17 protein-coding genes are annotated in these 23,670 nt (G+C 40.7%); 15 read left to right on the forward strand and 2 right to left on the reverse strand.

The annotated features are described in order from the left end of the window. The first annotated feature begins 62 nt into the window (after window positions 1–62). The 14 genes from rny (at window position 63) to OQ289_RS06115 (ending at window position 19,435) form a co-directional block, all read left to right on the forward strand. Window positions 63–1,628 carry a ribonuclease Y gene (gene rny / locus OQ289_RS06050; protein ID WP_033565208.1) on the forward strand — a complete coding sequence of 522 codons (1,566 nt, stop codon included), beginning with the start codon at window positions 63–65 and terminating at the stop codon, window positions 1,626–1,628. A gap of 74 nt (window positions 1,629–1,702) precedes the next feature. Next, a complete protein-coding gene (locus OQ289_RS06055; protein ID WP_270089849.1) occupies window positions 1,703–2,242 on the forward strand; it encodes a hypothetical protein in 540 nt (179 codons plus the stop codon). Between the two features lie 137 nt (window positions 2,243–2,379). Next, window positions 2,380–3,378: a ligase-associated DNA damage response exonuclease gene (locus OQ289_RS06060; RefSeq protein WP_270089850.1), complete on the forward strand. Its 999-nt coding sequence runs from the start codon at window positions 2,380–2,382 to the stop codon at window positions 3,376–3,378. After that, window positions 3,375–4,964 (forward strand): ATP-dependent DNA ligase, encoded by a 1,590-nt coding sequence (locus tag OQ289_RS06065; RefSeq protein ID WP_270089851.1) that lies wholly within the window; start codon window positions 3,375–3,377, stop codon window positions 4,962–4,964. Before OQ289_RS06060 ends, OQ289_RS06065 begins: the two co-directional genes overlap by 4 nt. Further along, window positions 4,961–7,384: a ligase-associated DNA damage response DEXH box helicase gene (locus OQ289_RS06070; protein ID WP_270089852.1), complete on the forward strand. Its 2,424-nt coding sequence runs from the start codon at window positions 4,961–4,963 to the stop codon at window positions 7,382–7,384. The genes OQ289_RS06065 and OQ289_RS06070 overlap by 4 nt, the downstream gene beginning before the upstream one ends. Next, entirely contained in the window at window positions 7,384–8,028 is a 645-nt protein-coding gene (pdeM, locus tag OQ289_RS06075) for a ligase-associated DNA damage response endonuclease PdeM (RefSeq protein WP_270089853.1), read from the forward strand. Before OQ289_RS06070 ends, pdeM begins: the two co-directional genes overlap by 1 nt. A gap of 175 nt (window positions 8,029–8,203) precedes the next feature. Beyond that, a complete protein-coding gene (locus OQ289_RS06080; RefSeq protein WP_270089854.1) occupies window positions 8,204–8,785 on the forward strand; it encodes a sigma-70 family RNA polymerase sigma factor in 582 nt (193 codons plus the stop codon). Window positions 8,786–8,841: 56 nt separating this feature from the next. Continuing rightward, a complete protein-coding gene (locus OQ289_RS06085; protein ID WP_270089855.1) occupies window positions 8,842–10,044 on the forward strand; it encodes a FecR family protein in 1,203 nt (400 codons plus the stop codon). Window positions 10,045–10,165: 121 nt separating this feature from the next. After that, complete coding sequence (locus OQ289_RS06090) at window positions 10,166–13,528, forward strand: TonB-dependent receptor (RefSeq protein WP_270089856.1); 3,363 nt, start codon at window positions 10,166–10,168, stop codon at window positions 13,526–13,528. A 115-nt stretch (window positions 13,529–13,643) separates the two neighbouring features. Beyond that, entirely contained in the window at window positions 13,644–15,053 is a 1,410-nt protein-coding gene (locus OQ289_RS06095) for a RagB/SusD family nutrient uptake outer membrane protein (protein ID WP_270089857.1), read from the forward strand. Window positions 15,054–15,096: 43 nt separating this feature from the next. After that, window positions 15,097–15,603: a DUF4843 domain-containing protein gene (locus OQ289_RS06100; RefSeq protein ID WP_270089858.1), complete on the forward strand. Its 507-nt coding sequence runs from the start codon at window positions 15,097–15,099 to the stop codon at window positions 15,601–15,603. 115 nt (window positions 15,604–15,718) lie between these two features. Further along, complete coding sequence (locus tag OQ289_RS06105) at window positions 15,719–16,843, forward strand: metallophosphoesterase (RefSeq protein WP_270089859.1); 1,125 nt, start codon at window positions 15,719–15,721, stop codon at window positions 16,841–16,843. Between the two features lie 313 nt (window positions 16,844–17,156). After that, window positions 17,157–18,290 (forward strand): SPFH domain-containing protein, encoded by a 1,134-nt coding sequence (locus OQ289_RS06110; RefSeq protein WP_033565200.1) that lies wholly within the window; start codon window positions 17,157–17,159, stop codon window positions 18,288–18,290. A gap of 20 nt (window positions 18,291–18,310) precedes the next feature. Further along, window positions 18,311–19,435 carry a hypothetical protein gene (locus tag OQ289_RS06115; protein ID WP_270089860.1) on the forward strand — a complete coding sequence of 375 codons (1,125 nt, stop codon included), beginning with the start codon at window positions 18,311–18,313 and terminating at the stop codon, window positions 19,433–19,435. A 59-nt stretch (window positions 19,436–19,494) separates the two neighbouring features. Here OQ289_RS06115 and OQ289_RS06120 read toward each other — a convergent pair whose 3' ends face one another. Next, complete coding sequence (locus OQ289_RS06120; protein ID WP_270089861.1) at window positions 19,495–20,334, reverse strand: prephenate dehydrogenase; 840 nt, start codon at window positions 20,332–20,334, stop codon at window positions 19,495–19,497. A 76-nt stretch (window positions 20,335–20,410) separates the two neighbouring features. Further along, entirely contained in the window at window positions 20,411–21,565 is a 1,155-nt protein-coding gene (locus tag OQ289_RS06125) for a pyridoxal phosphate-dependent aminotransferase (RefSeq protein WP_270089862.1), read from the reverse strand. Between the two features lie 215 nt (window positions 21,566–21,780). On the opposite strand from OQ289_RS06125, the gene OQ289_RS06130 reads away from it, so the two are divergent. Then, window positions 21,781–23,607, forward strand: a complete 1,827-nt coding sequence (locus OQ289_RS06130; protein ID WP_270089863.1) for an ABC transporter ATP-binding protein — start codon at window positions 21,781–21,783, stop codon at window positions 23,605–23,607. Window positions 23,608–23,670: the final 63 nt, after the last annotated feature.

Genomic DNA, 23,670 nt, shown 5'->3' on the forward strand with positions numbered 1-23,670 from the left:
TGATTTTTTTGAATAATACATATAGAAACATTTTTTAACAATTATATATTACACACATACAAATGAACATAATGATTACCATAGCGATAACAATCATAATTTCCCTAGTCGTGGGTATTCTGATTGGTCGTTATCTGTTGCAAATCTTATTAAAAAAGCAGGAACAAGCAGCACACGATAATGCCAAGAGAATAGTAAAAGAGGCTGAGCAAGAAGGGGAACATATTAAGAAGAAAAGACTTCTTGAAGCAAAAGAGAAATTTTTGCAAATGAAGGCAGAGCATGAAAAGGAAGTCAATCAGCGAAACAACTCCATGACGCAGAAGGAAAACTCAATCCGCCAGAAAGAGCAATCTATTAACCAAAAACTCGAAAATCTAAATCGAGAAAAGCAAGAAATTGACACCGCGAAAAAACAGCTTGATAAACTTGTCGAACTCAACGAACGTAAGAGTGAAGAGGTGGATCAAATGAAATCTCAACAAATTAAGCAATTGGAAGCCATCGCTGGAGTTACTGCTGATGAAGCTAAGAATCAATTAGTAGATTCTTTACGCGAAGATGCCCGTTCGCAGGCGATGATTCAGATTAAAGATATCGTTGATGAAGCTAAGTTAACGGCAACCAAAGAAGCCAAAAAGGTCGTTATCCAAACCATTCAGCGCACGGCGACTGAGTCAGCGATTGAAAATACAGTATCCATTTTCAATATTGAGAACGACGAAATCAAAGGTCGTATTATTGGTCGTGAAGGACGAAATATTCGTGCGCTGGAAGCGGCTACAGGAGTAGAGATTATTGTAGATGACACTCCGGAAGCAATCATTCTGTCAGGATTTGATCCCGTCAGAAGAGAGATTGCTCGCTTGGCATTGCACCGTTTGGTTACAGATGGACGTATTCACCCTGCTCGGATAGAGGAGGTCGTGGCCAAGACCCGTACACAAATCGAGGATGAAATCGTCGAAATTGGGGAGCGTACAGCTATAGATTTGGGAATTCACGGGCTACATCCTGAATTGATACGTATGGTAGGTCGTATGCGCTACCGTTCATCATATGGGCAGAATCTATTACAGCACTCCCGCGAAGTTGCTAATTTTGCTGCTACAATGGCTTCTGAACTAGGACTCAATGTCAAGCTTGCTAAACGTGCCGGATTATTGCATGATATTGGTAAAGTGCCTGATGATAATCCCGAACTGCCCCATGCTATCTTGGGTATGCAATTAGCCGAAAAGTATAAGGAACATCCTGAAGTTTGTAATGCCATAGGTGCCCATCACGACGAAATTGAAATGACCTCCTTAATTTCTCCAATAGTCCAAGCATGTGATGCTATATCCGGAGCTAGACCAGGAGCAAGACGTGAAGTTGTAGAAAGCTATATCAAAAGACTTAAGGAATTGGAAGAATTAGCACTGTCGTACCCAGGTGTAGAAAAAACTTTTGCCATCCAAGCCGGTCGTGAATTGCGTGTAGTAGTTGAGAGCGAAAAAGTAACGGATGCGCAAGCTGAAATTTTAGCTGCAGATATCTCTAATCGTATTCAAACCGAAATGACATATCCGGGACAGATAAAAGTGACTGTAATAAGAGAGACTAGATCTGTTTCCTACGCTAAGTAAAAATTAGTAAATTGAATGGCTAAGCTGTCTAAGGGAGAAATCTATTAGACAGCTTCGTTTTGTAAAGTAGCATCATGAGCAATAACAAAAAGAATAAACACACAAGTAAGCCAAAAGAAGAGTTAAGACCCGTAGATATTTATTTTAAAGAATTGGCTATTACTTTTGCCAATCCTCGGAATAGGATAAGTTATGTCGTTTTGTTGACATTGTTTTTCTTTGGTGTGATGGGGTTGATTTGGATGATACCGTTTCCACAGTTTGATTTTTTGGTTAAGATGGGATGGCATACTTTCCTTAATTGGGGGTCTATCTTTATCGCTATCGTTGTATACGCATACCTTAAACTGGCACCCACCCTATCTTATGCCATGTTGATTGAAATCGGTATCATGAGTTTCTTTATCGTCCAGTTAGAATATTTTGAAAGAGATGGCGGACCTGCTGTTTGGATGCTTACAGGGGCAATCGCTCTTTTGTCATTTTTATTATTGTTGGTGGTCAGTAAAAAAGAAGCTCGTCCAGTTTCTTCTGCCGATTTTCTGAAACTGTTGGCAATAGGTCCCATCTGGATGTGGAGCATGTTATTTAAGAAAATGAACCTTAAGTTCTAATAAACTTCAAGCTTTAAAAAGGCCTATTGATATTTCAATAGGCCTTTTTTGTATACTAAATTCTCTGAATAAACAATTGCGCAGTCCGATTGTCTTTAGTATAGTGCATGTTGCCAGCTTTTACATCGTATGCGAAGATGAAGTTATTATCCGTTACCAACAAAGGTCTATTTTGCAAGCAGGCCAATATCTATATCGATCCATGGCATCCGGTAGACCGAGCCATCATTACCCATGCACATAGCGATCACGCTCGGTCAGGTATGGGGCATTACTGGTGCCATTTGAATAGTATCCCTGTTCTCAAAATGCGAACCGGGGCAAATACGAATGTGACAGGATTGGCGTATGATGAAGTTATGGAGGTCAATGGTGTACATATCAGTCTGCATCCTGCTGGTCACATCATAGGTTCGGCACAGATAAGGTTGGAATATCAAGGAGAGGTATGGGTGTTTACGGGTGATTACAAGCTAGCTCCAGACGGGGTGAGCGAACCATTCCAATTGGTGAAATGCAATCATTTTATTACTGAATCTACATTTGGATTACCGATTTATCAATTCCCTTCTGTATTTGATGTCTATGAAGATATCAACCAATGGTGGAAACATAATCAACGGCAAAATCTTAATACAGTGTTATTAGCGTATTCCTTGGGAAAAGCACAGAATATTTTGAAGCACTTGGATACCAATATTGGTCCAGTCTACTTGCATGGCGCTGTTGACAATGTGAATCAAGCGCTGAGAGAAGTCGGCTATCAATTTGAAGGTGAGCGTATACAATCAGATACAGACCGAGATAAAATAAAAGGAGCGTTGATTATAGCCCCACCTTCCGCTGCAGAGACTCCTTGGGTCAAGAAATTAAGGCCTTATAAGATCGCGATGTGTAGTGGGTGGATGCAACTTAGAGGCGCTCGACGAAGACGAGGAGTAGATCAAGGATTTATTCTATCCGATCACTGTGACTGGGTACAGTTGAATGAGGCTATTATACAGACGGGTGCTCGCAACGTATACGTCACGCATGGTTACGAGACCGTATTTGCTCGTTGGGTTCATGAACATTATGATATAAAGGCCACTGTATTGAAGACCTTGTTTAATAAAGAAATGGAGGGAGACGAATGAAGAAATTTGTATATCTATTTGAACAGTTGGATGCTACGACCAAGACTAACGATAAAATAGAGGCCATTCATCAATACTTGTCTACAGCAAATGATGAAGACAAATTGATTGCAGTCGCTTTTCTGATAGGTAATAAACCAAAGAGACCAATCAAGACAAGCCTGCTCAAAAAGTGGGCCGCTGAAATATCGGCTATACCCGATTGGATTTTTGACGAAAGCTATTACGTTGTCGGGGATTTGGCGGAGTGTATGACCCTTGTCTTACCGAAAGTCGACAATCAGAATCCATTCTCTCTAAAAGATATCTATCAAAAATTGTTAACTTGGTATGGATTGGAGGAATCTTTACAAAAGCAAGCTATAATTGCTTACTGGCACGAACTATCAGACACTGATTTGTTTGTCTTTAATAAATTTTTGACTGGCAATTTTAGAGTAGGGGTCTCCAAAAAGTTGGTCATTAAAGCGCTCTCGCGTTACCTCGTATTGGACCAGACATTTGTTGAACATCGCTTATCAGGTAAATGGAATCCACTTCAGGAAAATATGAATACCATCTTTTTAGGCGACCTGCAAGAAGATAGACATTTTTTACCCTACCCTTTCTATTTGGCTTATCCGTTAGATACATCTGTGGATACACTGGGAGATATATCGGACTGGATATTGGAAGCGAAGTTGGATGGAATTCGGGGACAGTTGATTTTTCGCAAACACGAACTCTTTGTCTGGAGTAGAGGTGAAGACTTGATGACTGATAAGTTTCCTGAATTCGCCCCATTAAAATCACTATTACCCAATGGAACGGTAATCGATGGCGAAATAATTCCATGGAAGGATGGTAAACCATTGAATTTTAATGTTATGCAGACGCGGATAGGTCGTAAGAATTTGTCCGCAAAAGCATTGGCTGAAGCGCCACTGGTCATGGTTTGTTATGACCTGCTCGAATGGGCAGGAAATGACATTCGTGACCTTCCATTAGTTGATAGACAGGCCTTATTGAAACAGTTGCTGGATGACATACAATCACCGGTATTGTTACTTTCTCCTCCGCTCCATTTCGATAGTTGGGAAGAGGCTATGGACTACCGGACCCATGCTCGTGACTATTATGCTGAAGGGTTGATGATCAAGCATAAGCAGAGCCCGTACGAAAGTGGCCGAAAGCGAGGCAAATGGTGGAAATGGAAAACCGATCCAATGACTATAGATGGTGTATTGATCTATGCACAGTCTGGACATGGACGTCGCGCAAATCTATTTACAGATTACACTTTTGCGGTATGGGATGGTGACTTATTGGTTCCTTTTGCCAAAGCATATTCAGGCTTGACAGATAAAGAACTGATTACGATGGACAACTGGATTAAACGCAACACCATTGAAAAATTTGGCCCTGTGCGTAGCGTCAAAGCCCAGATGGTCTTCGAGCTAGCATTTGAAGGTATTAATCTTAGCTCGCGACACAAGTCAGGGGTAGCCCTCCGATTTCCAAGAATTTTGAGATGGCGCAGAGATAAGGATATTCATGATGCCAATACCAAACAAGATTTGTTGGACTTAATAGCTGCATCAACATGAATCAATTCGCAGATGTTTGGTTTTATAACCAAGGGTGGAAGGCACATGATTTTCAGCAGAAAACCTGGAAGGCTATTCAAAAAGGTCATTCCGGGTTACTGAATGCTCCCACGGGATACGGGAAGACCTTTGCTATCTGGTTCGGAATACTCGACCATTATTACGCACAGTCGGAGGGCAGAAGGAAGACTAATTTGCATACCCTTTGGATTACCCCATTACGTGCCCTGTCCAAAGAAATCTATAAAGCCGCCAACACCGTTTCAGAAGGTCTAGAATTGGATTATAGGATTGAATTGCGTACGGGTGATACCAGCGCAACCAGTAGACAGAGGCAACGCAAGAATCCGCCACACGCCATGATTACCACACCAGAGAGTGTTCATCTGTTGTTGGCCTCAAAGGAGAGTACTGTCTATTTCAAAAACCTTGAATTTGTAGTTGTCGACGAATGGCACGAGTTGTTAGGAAGTAAACGTGGCGTACTTGTAGAGCTGGCACTGAGTAGGCTCCAGGCTATCAATCCAAAATTGAAGATATGGGGAATTTCGGCTACGATTGGCAATTTGGAAGAAGCTAAGGAAATATTGTTAGGAAAGAAAAATAAAGGCGTTTTGGTAAGGGCAAATGTCGATAAGCGAATCCAGGTAGAAACTGTATTGCCTGATTCAATAGAGAAGTTTCCCTGGGCAGGCCATCTCGGTATCCGTTTATTGGATAAGGTAGTCCCCATTATTCACGCACATCAATCTACGCTTATTTTTACCAACACACGATCCCAAGCTGAGATATGGTATCAGCAGTTGATTCTCAATTACCCTGAATTTGCTGGACTGCTGGCCATACATCACGGCTCTTTGAGCGATGAGATAAGACTATGGGTTGAGGATGCACTCCATGAGGGACGGTTGAAAGCAGTTGTGTGTACAAGCAGTCTGGACTTAGGAGTAGATTTTCGACCCGTTGACTGCGTTGTTCAAGTGGGTTCGCCAAAAGGTGTCGCACGCTTTCTGCAACGAGCTGGACGATCTGGACATCGTCCAGGTGAAATATCCAAGATCTATTATGTCCCTACTAATTCATTGGAGATTATCGAAGGAGATTCACTGAAATATGCTATTCGTCAACATATAGTTGAACAACGGATTCCTTATATCCGCAGTTTCGATGTTCTGATCCAATATCTAATGACGTTGGCAGTGGGAGACGGATTTGATGCCGATCAAATTTTTGCAGAAATCAAGCAAACGCACTGCTTTGAGTCCGTTGCTCGGGAAGAGTTTGAGGAATGTATGGCGATGTTGATACATGGGGGGAAATCTTTATCTGCTTACGACGACTTTCATCGACTAGAGAAGATAGATGGTCTATTCAAGGTCACTTCTAGAAAATTGGCTATGCGACATCGTTTAAGCATTGGTGCTATTGTATCAGACGCTATGATGCGGGTCAAGTTTATGAACGGAAAGTATCTAGGGTCCATAGAAGAATCTTTTATCTCCAGATTAAACCAAGGAGAGGTTTTTTGGTTCTCAGGTAGGCAATTGGAGCTTCTGTCCACCCATGGAATGGATGTGGTCGTTAAACCATCGACTAAGAAAAAGGGCGTAGTTCCTTCCTGGATGGGCGGGAGATTTTCCATTTCACCCGATTTGGGAGAAGCTATCCGGCACAGTTTTCAAAATATTCAGAAACCAAATCATCAGCGTGAGGAAATCGCTTTCCTAAAGCCCCTCTTCGAGGAGCAGAAACGACGGTCGCAATTGCCACTTGATAATGAATTGCTTGTAGAATATATCGAAACTCGGTATGGATACCACCTATTCGCCTATCCTTTTGAGGGCAAGCTGGTACATGAAGGGATGTCTCAAGTCATTGCTTATCGTTTAGGAAAGCTTAAACCGGCCACATTTAGTATTGCGACCAATGAGTATGGTTTTGAGTTAGTATCTGAAACACCTTATGAGGTGGACATCACGTTGCTAAGGACACTTTTTTCTCCTGTGCATTTGCATGAAGATATCAATAACGGGATAAATGTACAAGAGATGGCAAAACGGAGATTCAGGGATATAGCCGGTATTGCAGGGTTGGTTTTTCAGGGATTTCCAGGGAAGAATATGAAGACCAAGCATCTACAGGCAAATTCCGGTTTGTTTTTTTCGGTCTTCCAAGATTACGATCCCAACAATTTGTTATTGCGTGAAGCCTTCGACGAAGTGTTTGATTTTCAATTAGAAGAAGGTCGAATGCAAAAGGCGTTTAATCGTATCAATGCCCATCATATACTCCTTTCGTTACCGGAGAAACTAACTCCTTTCGCCTTTCCCATCTTTTCGGAATCATTTAGAGAGCGATACAGTAATGAAGATTGGCAAAGCCGTTTGGAAAAACTTAAAATGCAATTAACTTTGGAGTAATGGCAAAGCGGATTGTATTAAATGGATTGGATTGTTTTATGTTACCACAGAAGGTGCTCTATATTCCGGACTATAGATTGCTGGTCGTTTCCGATTGGCATTTGGGAAAATTGACCCATTTCAGAAAAGAAGGTATTTTTATTCCGCCAGTACAAATCAATGAAGAAATAGATCGAATGGAGTTGTTATTGGAGGAGCTTCCCGTCGAGCGGGTAGTCTTGCTGGGGGATTTATTCCATTCTGAATGGAATGAGGATTGGCGACAATTCACCTTCTTTATACAACGCTATCCCCACATATCTTTTGTACTTACCAAGGGCAACCATGATATTTTAGCTATTGACCATTGGCGTGAGGCGAAGATTAATGTAGTACCACTGTATATGTTGAAAGAAGGATTAGTCTTCTCTCATGAACCTCAGCCCGATTTACCAAACTATATGATTAACATAGTGGGACATGTGCATCCGGGATGTTTGTTAAAGGTTAAAGGGAGGCAAAGCTTCCGGTTACCCTGTTTTCACTTAGCTGAGCGCATTCTCACTCTTCCTGCATATGGAAAATGGACGGGTGTTCAGGTGTTGCCCCAAATAGAGGGAGTTCGATTTTTCCCCATTATTAATGATGAGGTTTTAGAGCTATAAGCGTACCCTGATTAAAATCTCTTATATATTTGGAAAGGTCCATGCGCTTGGAACAGATAAGTACTGAAACATTCATAAGGATAAATGGATTGTAAATCGTATTTTTAGCCACTTTAAATGTGGAAAACCTCTCCATATATAGCGCTGACTATGGATAGATAAGCAATACATGGGCATGAAATTACAGGATAGACCTTCAAATCTTACTGAATACCCCTTGAATATGGGGGTTGAGGCGGATTTTGATTATATTTATTCTGCATACTTTGCTCCTTTATGTTATTTTACGACCAAGTTCGTAGCGGAGCACGGAGTCGACGTTGTCAATAGTTTGTTTGCAAGAATGTGGGCGAATCATATCGAATTGAATAATTCGGCACATGCACAATCATTTCTCTATCTATCAGCAAAAAATGCTTGTCTAGATTATATTAAGACAAAAGGAAGGGAACGAGAACGAGAAAAAGAGTACACATATTTACTTCAACTTTCAGATGACGATTTACAGCTTGAAGTTATCTACGTAGAATATATGGCTGACATTTACCGCGAGATTAATAATTTACCCGCACAATGTGCGAAGATAGTGACGCTCAGCTATATAGAAGGGATGCAGAATAGTCAAATTGCTGAACAACTCCAAATCAGTGTCCAAACCGTGAAAAATCAAAAGTCAAAAGGCCTGAAGATATTGCGAAAACTGTTTATTAATAACCCAAACAAATATCTTTTTTTTCTTTTCTTGATTAAAATGTAATTTTTTTCAATACGGGATGGTACGATGTGCAGGTCTTGTCGTATTAGTATCAAGAAATGAAAAATCAGAATAGAATCTTGTATTTATTGACCCGTAAGAGAAAGTACGGATTAGACGAGCAAGAACAACAGGAACTGGACAGTTGGATTGGAGAAGATGATTCCAAAAAGATGTTATTGAAGCAGCTTGAGAATCAAGACAAGCAGCATGAAGTCCTTCAAAAATTCCAACGCTTTGCCAGTCAGCAATCTTTGGCCGAATTCAAAAAACATCATATTAACGTAGTTCATTCGACAAGCCGCCTCTCAACGAAAACCAGGCCGCTCATTTACTGGTCAGTCGCAGCTTTGGTGTTGGTGTGCAGTACGATTGCGCTTTATTTTATGGCGGATAGACATACAACTAACAAAGCAGATGAATTGTCGATTGCTGCTAAAAATATCGCCCCGGGTAAGGATAAGGCCATATTGAAGTTGTCTAATGGCGATTATGTCATATTGGAAGATATTGCCTATGGAACCTCTAAAAATGTGAATGGTTTAAAGATCATCAAATCTTCTGATGGAGAGATTTCCTATGAACCTTCAGGCAATACAGAGTTATCGGTGATGGTCAATAAGATTGTTACCCCTAAGGGAGGGCAATATCGAATTCGCCTTTCCGATGGTACACGTGTATGGCTGGGTGCCGAGTCGGAATTGGAATATCCCCTTCAATTTGCTGGAAACTCCCGACAAGTCAAGTTATCAGGTGAAGCCTTTTTCGAGGTTACTCGACATAAAGGGGCTGATGATGTCCATGTTCCTTTTCAACTTATACTTCCTCAACAGACCATCGATGTGCTGGGAACTTCCTTCAATGTGTCAGCCTATCCAAATGACCCTATCAATAGGACAACATTGGTTAAAGGTAAGGTCAAAGTGACAACTTCACATAGCTCCATTACCTTGGAACCCGGACAGCAGGCTCTAGTGGTGAAAAATGAGGGGACACTACAAATCAATCAAGTGGATGTTCGCAATATGGAGGAGTGGAAAAATAGGAGCTTTAGATTTGAAGAAGAGTCCATTCAGGAAATCATGAAAAAGATAGCTAGGTGGTACGATGTAGAAATAAGCTACGAAGGAGACGTGACGACAGAATTATTTACAGGTGCAGTCTCTAAGTATGAGAACCCGTCAAAAGTTCTCAAACTACTAGAACTGACTGGTAAGATAAAATTTAGAATAGAAGGAAGGAGGATTATCGTTATGTCATAAATCTACCCAGATCCGACGATAAAGATACAGAGCATTGGTGGAACAATGCCCTGTAGATAATTGTCAGGTTACTCGCAGTATATTGAACATTTATTATTACTTATAACCCTATACCAAATTTATGAAAATAAAGAACTATAAGAAGGCCTTTATGCGTATTAATCTTATTTTTATTATGTTGCTGTCTACCGTTATGAGTGCTTATTCCTCCGTGAGTTATGCACAAAAAGTAACGTTGGAAACTCGAAATGCTTCAATTAGAGAAGTGTTTGAATCCATCAGACAGCAAACATCTTACAATTTTATCTATTCAAAGCGATTGCTATCCAAGTCTAATCCAGTGAATGTAAACTTGAAAAATGTCTCTGTGAAGGAGGCGCTAGATGCCTGTTTTGAAGGTCAACCTATTAACTACTTGCTCCAAGGGGAGAATATCGTCATCAGTTCAAAAATAAACTCGAACTATATTGCAGAAGTTGTTGATTTGCAGTTTGATATACGTGGAAAAGTGGGCCTTAAGACAAATGATGAGCTACGTTCTGCTGCAGGTGTCAGTATCCGTATCAAGGGAAAGGATGCGGCAACATCTACAGATGGGAATGGTAACTTTCAGATTAAGGCATCTATGAATGACGTGCTCATAATCTCCTTTGTGGGCTATGTTACAGAAGAAGTTACCGTCCGAGGGACCTCCAATTTGGAAATTACCTTAGATGAAAAAATCAATGAGCTGGATGCGGTGGTCGTGACGGGGTATACGACACAAGAGAAGCGATCGATTACTGGAGCGATGTCATCCATCAAAAAAGAGGCCTTAGAAAATGTTCCGGTGCAATCGTTCGATCGTGCAATGCAAGGACAAGTATCCGGTGTCAATGTAATGGCAGCAAATGGGGTTCCAGGCGGTCCCGTTCGGATCAATATTCGAGGCACCGGCTCTATCACTGCTGGAAATGAACCTTTAATCATTGTTGATGGCGTACAGTTAAACACGTCCACATCCTCTGGGCAGACAGCAAGTAACCCACTTTCATTTTTGAATAACAATGATATCGAGTCCATTGAAATCTTAAAAGATGGTGCCGCAGCATCTATATATGGTGCACAAGCTGCGAATGGTGTGGTACTGGTGACCACGAAAGCTGGTAAGGCTGGAAAGACCAAAATCAATCTAAACTATTACAACGGTATCACTAGTCCAATGCCTGAAATGAAGATGATGAACTCTCAACAGTTTTTTCAATCCCGATTCGAAGCCAGAAATAATCGGTATCCCACTCGTACGCCGGAAAGGAATAGAGCTGATATTCTGTCTGGACTTGGTCTTCCAGAGGATATGACTGACGCAGAAATAGCTGCGTTACCCACTTATAATTGGCAAGAGGCTGCTTTCAGGACTGGACATACCAATAACGTAGATCTCTCAGTTAGCGGCGGAAACGATAATACCACTTTTTTTCTATCCGGATCATATAATAAGACGGATGGAAATGTAGTTTCTATTGATTTCGAGCGCGCCACTGCTAAATTGAGCTTGACACACAAACTTACAAATAGACTTGCCCTGTCAACCAATGTCAATCTAAGCACCATCACTCAGAATGGAACTTCGGGAAGTAATGGATCTACTGGGGCATATGCAGCACCCCAATATAGTGCACCTATGATTCTCCCATACATTCCCATCTATATGCCCGATGGTAGTTATAATGCGCCTATCGACGGTTTTCCTGGTTCATCTAACCGTAACCCGATACAAGAGAGTGTATTAGGAACATTGAAGAGCCGCACTAAAGCCATCGTGTCTAATTTTTCGGCCACTTATCAGATCAATGACAAATTGAATTTTAAGTCTTTTTACGGAATAGACTACCGTATCATAGATGACGAACGCTATGTCGACCCTCGTACTCGGAGTGGAGCGGCCTCCCAAGGATCACTGACTATAGGGAACCGTCAAAATAGCAACTTCTTAACCAATCAAACCTTAAACTATAAAACATCTTTTGGAAGTCATCATAATCTTTCAGCGTTATTAGGAGCCGAGTATCGCTATGACAATAGAGAGATATCTTCGGTGACTGGTACAGGATTTACAACGTATCAATTCCGATCTATGCAATCCGCTGCAATTGTCACCGCTGGTAGTGGCAGCTGGACTGGATTTAAGCGCGCAGGGGTATTTGGTCAAGTCAACTATGATTTTCAGAAAAAATACCTTTTGAGTGGAGTGTTGAGATATGACGGTTCGTCCCGATTTGGGAAAAACAACAAATTTGGATGGTTCCCAGCCATATCGGCGGGTTGGAATATAGCTGAAGAGTCCTTCCTCAATGACCTTGCTTGGGTCAATCAACTGAAATTGAGAGTAGGGTATGGCGAGACAGGCAATGATGATATTGGCAATTTTGATTCGAGGGCGCTTTATGGAAGTGCAAGCTCTTCTAACTATAATCAGGAACCTGGTATTTATCCAATAGGCATAGAAAATGCTTTACTTAAGTGGGAACGCAATGTTACCACCAATATTGGAATAGACTATGGCTTCTTCAATAGCCGTATACAAGGATCTGTTGAACTTTTTAGAAGAGTGAGTAAAGATTTACTTTTGAATAAGCCATTACCTTACCTAAGTGGTTTCTCTAATGTAACGAGTAATGTGGGAGAGCTCAAAAATGAGGGCATAGAGTTCGAAATTAGGACACGTAATATTGAATCTGATAATTTTTCATGGTCGAGTAATTTCAATATCTCTTTTTTACGTAACCGCGTGACCAAATTGTTCGGAGAGGATGATGTCCTGCCTGGAGACCAGTCTGTAAGGGTGGGATATGCATTGGGCACTAACGTGACTTATGAATATGCTGGAGTCAACTCTGCTACGGGGCGACCCATGTGGTATGATGCAAACGGTAATGTTACCTATCAACCATCTGCACCCAATGATTATAAGATTTTTGGAAATAAATTAAGTGATTTCTATGGTGGATTCACCAATACCTTCAATTATAAAGGTTTCTCTCTAAATGTATTCTTTCACTACGATTATGGACGTGAGCTCAGCAACAGCGGTATGAATTCGAAGTGGTACGCCAATGGCGGAGACAATAGAAATACATTAGAATGGATATTCAATAACAGATGGACTACACCTGGTCAGTTGACCACAGTACCACGTCCATATGATGGTAATGCCGAGACTAACGGCATGTCACAAGTATCTTCAAGTAGTAGATATTTGGAAGATGCGTCATTTATCCGTCTTAAGAATGTGTCGTTATCTTATCGATTGCCTAAATCCTGGACCAATCGTATTAAACTATCAGATGTTAAAGTGTATGCACAAGGTGAGAACTTAGCTACTTGGACCAAATGGACAGGGTACGATCCCGAATTAATCATTGATTCAGGAGACTTTACCTCTTCTCAAGGCGCGATTCCACAAACTAGGGCTTATACACTAGGCATACAAGTTGGATTTTAATCGGGATGCAAGATCCTGGAAAGATGATTAATAAAGTAAACTTAGACAGATGAAATCGCATATAATGAAATTAGTCATTCAGTTGAAAAGTATATGCATGAATAAATATATTCGAATGAAAATGAAAAAATCAGCATTTATCATACTATTGGCTACTACTGTGTTAGCCAGTTCCTGTGAAAAAATATTAGAAGTAGACCCACGTCAATCCATCGACGCTTCTACGGCGCTCACCAGTCCAGAGGCATTAACTGCAGCTACAAATGGGGTGTATGCAAAATTGCGGGAGGTGAGTCTCTACGGTCGTGATTTGATTGCCATACCAGAAGTTCTTGCCGATAACGGTGTCAATACAGGTGCCGGAAATAGATTGATAAAAGAATCCAATAACGAGATAGGAGCCCATGTGTCCAATTGGCAACAGTCTTATTATGGAATCAATCGCATCAATCTGATTCTAGATGCGTTGAACGGAGTAGCGATGGAAGAAAGTGTAAAAAACAACATTAAAGGACAGAACTTGTTTTTGAGAGCGCTCCTATATCATAATCTCCTAAGGGTATATGCATACGACCCGACCGCTATTGTTCAGGAGTCTAATAGGGGAGGAGTACCCATTTTGGTTAAAGGCGTGCTGGAAGTCGATGATATTCCCTTTGCTGCTCGTGGCAGTATCAAAGAAGGCTATGATTTGGTTTATCAAGATTTAGCGGAAGCTTATACCCTTATTTCAGATAAGAATAATGCGCCAGCATTCGCAACTAAAGGAGCCGTTGCTGCACTTTTTAGTAGGGTTGCTTTATATAATGGAGATGATCAGAAAGTAATTGAAGAAGCAGATAAGGCAATCGCAAGTAAGGTAGCAACCTTTCCTGGGAAAGCGGAGTTGCTTAACTCCTGGCGTGCAGAAAAACATCCAGAGTCTTTCTTTGAGATTGCATTTACAACGGCCGATAATCTGGGTAGTAACGAATCATTAAGAGCTACCTTTATGACCCGTACCACCGTAACGTCTAGCACCACGGCTTCTTTTGGGAATGTAGTAGTCAGTGATGACCTTTACGCGGCCTATTCCGCTGTTGATACCCGAAGAGGATGGATTCAGAAAGGATTGGGCGCTAATGCCAATCGAAATGAAATGACAAAATTTGCTAGTAAGAACGGAGTGGCCAACCTAGACAATGTGCCAGTGATTCGATACGCGGAGATTCTGTTGAATAAAGCAGAAGCCTTGGCAAATTTAGATAGAGGAGAAGAAGCCAATACCATCCTAAATCAAATTCGAACGCGCGCAAACCTTGCAGAAGTGTCTCTTTCAGGAACGGCATTACTTGATGAAATTCTCTTGCAAAGAAGATTGGAACTTGCGTTTGAAGGACATCGTTTTTTCGATTTGAAGAGAAGAGGGGAAGACGTCATTAAGGACGCCGGGAATGTATCATTCCATGATTTTAGAATGTTAGGAAGACTTCCTATTAGAGAAGTCGAAATTAATCCGAATCTTGTTCAAAACTTCGGTTACTAGAAATTGTAAATTAGAAAAACAGAGCAATGAAACTGATTTCCCAATGCAAAAGTTTTTATTGGCCTTTAAGAAAAACAAAGAGATGAAAAGATATATAAGTTTATTAATCGTCGTGTTATGTATTTCGATGACTTCATGTTTTAAAGATCATGAAGAAGATTTTTATCTTCCTGATTTTAGAATAGAGTTTCAAGATGCTGTAATCACGACCAATACTCCTGGACTGTCATATCCAATTCTAAAAGATCTTCGCACCAAAGCAGGTGTTCAAAAGTATCAGATTAATTTGATTGGAGGGTTGAAAGATACGGACCAAGTTGTTAAGATTAAAATTAGAGAGGAGAGTACTGCAAAAGCACAAGAACACTATTTGCTCCCCAAAGGGCTGGAGATTGTCATTCCCGCAAAGACAGCTTTTGGTTATTTTGAAGTGGAGATTCCTGAATTAAGCAATACCAGTGCTGTTCGTTTGATTTTTGATTTAGAATCAAATGAACACATTCAAGCCAGTGCAAATTATAAGACGTTAGGGCTGTCCATTCGAAAATAACTTTTGACGATAAAGCCAACTGGCTGTCCGAAATGTAGCAGTGCCATGGCATCCATTCATGTAAGAGTGAGTAGGCAATGAGATATTAGGACAGCCTTTTTAATGAAACATATTTATGCAAGCAAAAAGACACATATTACTCCTTTTGTTGATATGCTCCTGCTTATGGAGAAATCACAGCGTATACGCCCAACACAGTACCCGTCCAATAGAAGAATTGCCTCACATTTTCTTCAAGAACAATTCCACCACACTTAAATGGGTCGAGAACGGTACCACTAGACAGGTCAATTCTGACGATCGAAAAGCGTTTACGAAATATATAGGTTTATTCTCTAAAAAGTTGCAAGTTGATCTTCGGCGACTGTTAGTTGAGGGGGGGAATCCTAAAAGGGGAACCGAGGCTTTTTTAGAACAATACGACAATGTTCAACGTTTTGCAGCTGTAAGTGATTTACATGGTCAACACGACTTATTTGTTAAATTATTACAGCAACATCGTATAATTGACCAGCATGGCGATTGGATTTACGGTAATGGACATTTGGTGATAGTGGGAGATATCATGGATCGAGGGGATAAAGTGACCGAAAGTCTATGGTTATTGGTCAAGTTGGAGAAACAGGCTACAAAAAAAGGTGGAGCAGTACATTATGTTATTGGCAATCATGAGCTCATGGTTTTTGATAATGATTTACGTTATATCCATCACAAATATCAAGAGATTGCTGATATGTTTGGCGTCGGTTACCATCAGTTTTTCGCTCAAAATACGTTCTTTGGTAGATGGTTGAAGCAAAAGCCAGTTGTTATAGGGATTAACAACATCTTGTTCACGCATGGAGGAATTTCGCCTGAATTTGTGACTCGTGGATTAACAGGAAGTCGTACCAATCAACTTTTTGTGGATAGTATTTTTACACAGCCTAAGCAACACTATCGGAAGAATGAAGAGTTGGAATTTTTGACACGGTCCAAGGGGCCGCTCTGGTATAGAGGTTATTTCACAGATACATCCTTTAATGCCGAGACACTGAATTTTGTTCTGCACGGCTTAAAAAAAGACCATATAGTAGTGGGACATACTTCACATCCGACAATTGTCAATTTATATGACAATCGTATATTCGGAGTAGATTCAAGTATCAAAAATGGGAAAAATGGCGAAATCTTGCTTTATGAAAATGGAATATTCTATCGTGGCTTGTTAAACGGAGAAAGGCAAAGCTTTTTAAACTAATCTTTCCAGATTTCTTAATTATCAAGCATCAGGTCAAACGATATATTTCTATTGCATATTAGACCAAATTTATCTAAGTTTATAAGAACATGTTTAAATTTATATTGTGAAATTTTTATAGACTGTTTTTGAGCGAGACGAGGCATGTTTATTGATTGCTTGTTGCCATTTAAGGCGTTCATCTACCGTTAGGTGGTTGGAAGAGATAGCAGCGATTCTGACTCGAAAAGATATAACGAAATCATCGCCAAAAAGAGACATACGAAAATCTTAGTTGAATTTTAAACAGGCTCCAAAAGTAAACTTGAAAAATATGGGACTATTAGATAAGATTAGAAATGAATTTATTGATATCATCGAATGGGTTGATGATACCAAAGACACCATCGTTTGGAAATTTCCGAGATATCAGAATGAAATCAAGATGGGAGCCCAACTTACTGTCAGGGAAGGGCAAGCAGCTGTCTTTCTAAACGAGGGGCGAATTGCTGACGTTTTCCATTCAGGGAGATATGAATTGTCTACCCAAAATATGCCCATCATGACTACGCTACAAGGATGGAAATATGGTTTCAACAGTCCCTTCAAAGCTGATGTTTTCTTTGTAAGCCTGCGTCAATTTGTAAATCAGAAATGGGGAACAAGTAATCCGATTATGTTGCGCGATGCCGAATTTGGTCCTGTACGTTTACGTGCATTTGGGAATTATGCATTCAGCATGAAAGATCCCGGCCTATTTATCAAAACCATAGCTGCTACCAATCCGACGTTCACAGTTGATGATATCAATGAACAACTCAAAAATATTGCAGTTTCCAGAGGAATGGATGCTATTGCTGAATCGAAAATTCCAGTACTCGATCTCGCTTCCAATTATGATGAGGTCTCGAAACTTATCCAAGATAAAATTGCTCCTGAATTTGAGGAAATAGGTCTTACACTCAATAAATTTTTAATCGAAAATGTTTCATTACCCGACGAGGTGGAGAAAGTATTGGATAAAAGAAGTAGTATGGGGATTGTTGGTGATTTAGGTGCCTATGCACAATATCAGGCTGCAAACTCCATGGAAAAAGCTGCTGAAAACCCGAATGGTGGTGGACTAATGGGAGCAGGTATGGGCGCAGGACTAGGCATGGGCATGGCGGGAAATATGGGAAATGTTTTCCAAGAACGAAAATTTGACGGTAATCAACCCAGTACTCCTCCTGCGACGGCGGCGATACCTCCTCCACTACCTACACAGATTACCTATTATGTTGCCGTGAATAACAAGCAAGAAGGTCCCTTTGATATTAATCAACTTCGCAATATGGTAACTACAGGAAGTTTGATGCCCAATACGTTGGTTTGGAAAACTGGCCTTGCCAATTGGATTGCTGCAGACCAAACAGCTGACTTAGCCAATCTATTTCATCAGACCCCACCCCCAATTCCAGGAGTTTAGATTAATTCGTTTAGAAGTAGATGGCATTTGAAGAGAAAACAGCCGAAATCAATAAAACATTTAAGTGTACCGGCTGCAGTGCTCCACTAAAATACAAGCCCGGCACCAACTATTTGTTGTGCCCGTATTGTAGTACACGTAACGAAATCAAGGAGGAGCAGGCAGCTATGCCCCCTCTTCTCTTTCCAATTGATTACCAGCATTATCTAGACTCCCTAAAGGATGTTAACGACCAGCGATTTGAACAAGTACAGGAGATTGCCAAATGTACAAACTGTGGCGCCTCTACGACGTTAGAGCCACACGTCATGGCTTCCAATTGTGCCTTTTGCGCATCACCTCTTGTTATTGACCATCATACGGAGCACGTCGTTCGGCCCCATGCACTAATCCCTTTCTTTATCGACAATAAGAGTGCCTATCAACAATTTAAGAGTTGGGGTGGCAAGAGGTGGTTTGCTCCTAATGATTTTAAGCGGATATTTGATACCTATTCCCTCAATGCTTTAAAGGGCGTATATATACCCTTTTGGTTATTCAATGCACAAACAGATACCGATTACACAGGCGAGAGAGGTCGTTATTACTATGTCAGTAGGACTGTACGTGACAAAGACGGAAATACCACTACCGTCCAAGATCGACATACAGATTGGACCTATACCAGCGGCAATGTAGATGTTAATTTCAAGGACATAGTGGTCTGCGCATCACAATCTCTCTCTCAATCCTCCAGTGATAAAATAGGACCTTGGCATCTAGATAAATTGGTGCCTTTCAATGAGCAGTATATGAGCGGCTTTTCAGCCCAGACCTATCAATTATCTCCCGAGCTAGCAATGACTGTAGCGAAGTCTATCATGGAGCATCAGATCAAGGGGTATATTGAAGGTGATATTGGGGGTGATGAACAACGAATACTGTCTACTCGCACCACGTTTAGCAAAGAAGGGATAAGATATGTATTGCTCCCTGTATGGCTGACCTCCTATAAATACAATGGTAAGCCTTATCAGATCATAATCAATGCATTTTCGGGTAAAGTCTATGGCGGTCGCCCCTATAGTGTTTGGAAGATTATAGGAGCAATTCTTTTGGGATTACTGATCTTATATGTTATAGCCCTATTTTCGGGAGCGGGATAGAAAAAATACAAACTATCAAAAAACGCCTTAAGGATAGTAGACCTTAAGGCGTTTTCTTGTTATTTAATAATCCGTTTAATCTTATTCGATTTTTTGATTAATTTATGAAGTCCCTCATAGTCTTCTTTGTCGATTGCATCATATAGGGATTGTAGTTGCTTGATATGCTCGTCCAGTACTTCAAGAACATTGGTCCTATTCTGTTTAAAAATGGGGGTCCACATATCTGGAGAGCTTTTTGCCAGACGTACCGTGGACTCAAACCCAGATCCGGCAAGTTCGAAAATGCGTCCCTGAGATTTTTCTTTGCCGAGTACTGTCAATGCAAGAGCGAATGATGTTAAGTGCGAAATATGTGATACATATGCTGTATGTACATCATGTTCATTTGCATTCATGAACGAGGTCTTCATTTCCAATATCTCCGTAATCGAATCGGCTAATTCAAAAGCATCTTCATCCGATCGTGAAGCTTCGACGTAAACCATCATTTTATCCTTGAATAGATTTGGTAAAGCTGCTTCTGGTCCTGAATACTCCGTTCCGGCCATTGGGTGTGCAGCCACATAACGACCTCTGTTGGGATGGTTCTCAATCAACTTAAGGATATTCTCTTTCGTAGATCCCATATCTATTACCACTTGGTCCGTTACTAGGTCCAATACTTTTGGCGCTAATTTCAATATCGCATCTACGGGAGCTGTCAAGATGATAACTTTTGCATCCTTCACCGCATTTTCCAGCGTTGCTACTTCGTCCACCAAGCCCAATTGAATGGCTTTTTTCTGGTTGACCTCACTCTTGTCAACACCTATTATTTTGGAGAATGGACCTTTCTCCTTTAATCGGATAGCTATCGACCCACCGATAAGCCCTATTCCGACAATTGCTATATTCATTTTATAAATAAAAGTAAAATTTAAAAAAATCTTCTTGAAGACCGGGATTAAAGAGCAAAGATCTACCGTCTAATATCTATTGCCTAATTCTCCCAATTGCTTCTTCAAATATTTGTTCCGTGGCACATAGACTCACCCTGATATATCCATTACCAGCATCTCCAAAAATACCTCCCGGTGTGATAAATACACGAGACCTGTTAAGTACTTCGTCGCTCAGCTCGTATCCAGAGCTATAAGAAGCTGGAATCTTTGCCCAGATAAACAGGCCTACTTGATCTTTTCTATATGTACATTGTAATAAATCAAGCAGTTCTAGGGCTTTTTCTTTTCGCTTTTGATAAGCTGCATTCAGTTGCGTATACCAAGTCGAATCAAGACTTAGCGCTTTCGCTGCTGCAAGTTGAAGCGGCAAAAACATGCCCGAATCCATATTGGATTTAAACCGAAGTATTTCATTGATACGTTCCTCTGCTGCTACCAACATGCCAATTCGCCAACCCGCCATATTGGATGATTTGCTAAGCGAATTCAATTCTATTGCTACCGCCAGAGCACCAGGGGTAGACATTATGCTTTGCGGTTTATCATTCAAGATAAAACTATACGGATTATCGTGGCAGATGAGAATATTATGTCTTTGACCAAATGCAACGACATCTTCAAAAAAGGTGGATGTCGCTTGCGATCCTGTAGGCATGTGGGGATAGTTGATCCACATCATTTTGACTTTAGATAGGTCCATTGTGGATAATTCATCCAAATTAGGTAACCAATCGTTCTCCTCCGACATGGAATAGGTCACCGCAGTTGCACCACTTAGACGTACCGCCGAAGCATAAGCAGGGTAACCTGGGTTTGGAATCAGTACTTCGTCACCCTCCTGCAGATAGGTCATACAGATGTGAACAATCCCTTCTTTGGAACCAATCAAAGGTAAAATTTCTTTTTCAGGATTGAGAGACACGTGATAATATCGTTCGTACCAGTCAGCTATAGCTTTACGTAACACCGGGCTACCTTTATAATTTTGATAACCATGTGTCGTGGGCAAGCTTGCTTGCTCATGAAGGGTTTGGATAACTTCAGGATGAGGAGGTAGATCTGGACTCCCAATTCCTAAATTAATCACGCGAGCTCCACTTTTATTAAGCTCGTCGATCTCTCTCAATTTCTTTGAGAAATAATACTCTTCCGTTTGTTGCAGCCTTTTGGCAACCTGAATCTGCATTTTAATGTTGTTTTTAAAGTCCTAAAATTAAAGATTATGTGTCGAAATTCTGCAGATTTATCATAAATTATATAAATTGAGCTAAGTCAGGTTCGTTTTTTCCGTCTTGCATACCAACAGGATTATCAGTAGTTTGCAACAATTTAGGATAAGAACCTCAGCATTTTAGAGTTGTTGATTATCTTTTTACTATTTTTGCTGCCTTATACGATTTGATGAAGACATATCTTAGACTACTTTCATTTGCTAATCCTATCGGGAAATATGCGGTCCCGTATATCATTACGACGGTCATTACGGTGATTTTTAGCACGCTCAACCTTGCACTGTTGGCTCCACTGTTGCAGACGCTATTCAATGCTGAAAATGAAGTTAAGGGGGAGTTGGTCAAACCAGACAGTATGTTCAATTTGCTGGATAATTTCACTTATTATGCTAATTGGATCAATCATCAATATGGGCCCTATGAAGCATTGAAAATGGTCTGTATTGCGGTTATTATTTCCGTGTTAATCAGTAATATATTTCGCTATTTTTCTCAACGTATTATGGAGAATCTGCGTATACATACTTTGCTCAATCTTCGTAAGGCTGTGTTTAATAATGTAATGGATTTACATCTGGGCTTCTTTACAGGGCAGCGCAAAGGAGATGTAATTTCAAAAATAGCTTCCGATGTTCAAGTCGTACAATATTCGGTCACCGGTACTCTGCAGGTTGTATTCAAAGAGCCGCTCCAGTTAATTGCTTATTTGATTGCTCTTTTCGCTATATCGATCAAGCTCACCTTGTTTTCGATGCTCGTTATACCCATATCGGCCTTTTTTATCTCTAGGTTAGTCAAGAATTTGAAATCACAAGCTACCGCGGGCCAACAGTCCTATGCGAATATGATTACCTATTTGGATGAAGCATTATCGGGTGTTCGAATTATTAAAGCCTTCAACGCGACCACATTCGTTAAAAATAGGTTTGATAATGAGAATAGCAATTACGCAACCATTATGCGTCGTATGGTGCGTAGGCAACAGCTGGGCTCACCTGTGTCAGAGTTGTTGGGCGTTATTATGGTCGCGATCATTTTGCTATATGGAGGTAGTTTGGTGCTAAGTGGAAGTGACGAATTGCCTGCATCAGAGTTTATAGCTTATATCGCAATTTTTTCCCAAATCATGAGACCAGCGAAAGCCATTACGGATTCATTCAGCAACATTCACAATGGAGTGGCTGCCGGAGAACGCGTATTGGAGTTGATAGATGAGAAAAATGAGGTCACGGATAAGCCAGATGCCAAAGTGGTAACCACCTTTGCCCAAAATATTCGATTTAACCATGTGAATTTTGCATATGGTGAGAATCAAGTACTGTCAGATATCAATTTGACAATTGAAAAAGGCAAGACAGTTGCTCTCGTAGGCCCATCTGGAGGTGGTAAATCTACTTTGGTAGACCTCATTCCTCGATTTATGGATGTGACAGATGGACAGGTGTCGTTTGATGGAATTGATGTGCGCGACTTACAACAAGAATCTTTGCGTAGATTGATTGGGGTTGTCAATCAAGAATCAATTCTGTTTAATGATACGATATACAATAATATAGCCTTCGGTAGTGAAAATGCAACTCCCGAACAGGTAGAAGCAGCCGCTAAAATTGCAAATGCGCACCAATTTATATTAAACACAGAAGAGGGGTATCAGACTAATATTGGTGATCGTGGCTCCAAATTATCAGGTGGTCAGCGTCAACGTATTTGTATTGCGAGGGCAGTTTTAAAAAATCCACCCATCATGTTGTTGGATGAAGCAACCTCTGCGCTAGATACCGAATCCGAAAAATTGGTACAGGAAGCTTTGTATAAATTGATGGAAAATCGAACGACTGTCGTTATAGCGCATCGCTTGAGCACCATTCAAAATGCAGATAAAATTATTGTTGTGGAAGCCGGTCAGATTGTAGAGTCGGGGTCTCATTTAGAATTGATTGGTCAACAAGGACTATACAAACGACTCATCGATATGCAGCAGTTCGCTGAATCGTAATCTTTCTGTAAAGGGTTTGTTTTAACATCTAATCTTCTCGTATTTTTAGTCTAATATTGGTAC

The organism is Sphingobacterium sp. SYP-B4668 (assembly GCF_027627455.1).
Taxonomy (GTDB): Bacteria; Bacteroidota; Bacteroidia; order Sphingobacteriales; family Sphingobacteriaceae; genus Sphingobacterium.

Excerpts from the sequence above, each read along its gene's own strand:
- rny (WP_033565208.1), top strand. The coding sequence starts at position 63 with ATGAACATAATGATTACCATAGCGATAACAATCATAATTTCCCTAGTC.
- OQ289_RS06055 (WP_270089849.1), top strand. The coding sequence starts at position 1,703 with ATGAGCAATAACAAAAAGAATAAACACACAAGTAAGCCAAAAGAAGAG.
- OQ289_RS06060 (WP_270089850.1), top strand. The coding sequence starts at position 2,380 with ATGAAGTTATTATCCGTTACCAACAAAGGTCTATTTTGCAAGCAGGCC.
- OQ289_RS06065 (WP_270089851.1), top strand. The coding sequence starts at position 3,375 with ATGAAGAAATTTGTATATCTATTTGAACAGTTGGATGCTACGACCAAG.
- OQ289_RS06070 (WP_270089852.1), top strand. The coding sequence starts at position 4,961 with ATGAATCAATTCGCAGATGTTTGGTTTTATAACCAAGGGTGGAAGGCA.
- pdeM (WP_270089853.1), top strand. The coding sequence starts at position 7,384 with ATGGCAAAGCGGATTGTATTAAATGGATTGGATTGTTTTATGTTACCA.
- OQ289_RS06080 (WP_270089854.1), top strand. The coding sequence starts at position 8,204 with ATGAAATTACAGGATAGACCTTCAAATCTTACTGAATACCCCTTGAAT.
- OQ289_RS06085 (WP_270089855.1), top strand. The coding sequence starts at position 8,842 with ATGAAAAATCAGAATAGAATCTTGTATTTATTGACCCGTAAGAGAAAG.
- OQ289_RS06090 (WP_270089856.1), top strand. The coding sequence starts at position 10,166 with ATGAAAATAAAGAACTATAAGAAGGCCTTTATGCGTATTAATCTTATT.
- OQ289_RS06095 (WP_270089857.1), top strand. The coding sequence starts at position 13,644 with ATGAAAATGAAAAAATCAGCATTTATCATACTATTGGCTACTACTGTG.
- OQ289_RS06100 (WP_270089858.1), top strand. The coding sequence starts at position 15,097 with ATGCAAAAGTTTTTATTGGCCTTTAAGAAAAACAAAGAGATGAAAAGA.
- OQ289_RS06105 (WP_270089859.1), top strand. The coding sequence starts at position 15,719 with ATGCAAGCAAAAAGACACATATTACTCCTTTTGTTGATATGCTCCTGC.
- OQ289_RS06110 (WP_033565200.1), top strand. The coding sequence starts at position 17,157 with ATGGGACTATTAGATAAGATTAGAAATGAATTTATTGATATCATCGAA.
- OQ289_RS06115 (WP_270089860.1), top strand. The coding sequence starts at position 18,311 with ATGGCATTTGAAGAGAAAACAGCCGAAATCAATAAAACATTTAAGTGT.
- OQ289_RS06120 (WP_270089861.1), bottom strand. The coding sequence starts at position 20,334 with ATGAATATAGCAATTGTCGGAATAGGGCTTATCGGTGGGTCGATAGCT.
- OQ289_RS06125 (WP_270089862.1), bottom strand. The coding sequence starts at position 21,565 with ATGCAGATTCAGGTTGCCAAAAGGCTGCAACAAACGGAAGAGTATTAT.
- OQ289_RS06130 (WP_270089863.1), top strand. The coding sequence starts at position 21,781 with ATGAAGACATATCTTAGACTACTTTCATTTGCTAATCCTATCGGGAAA.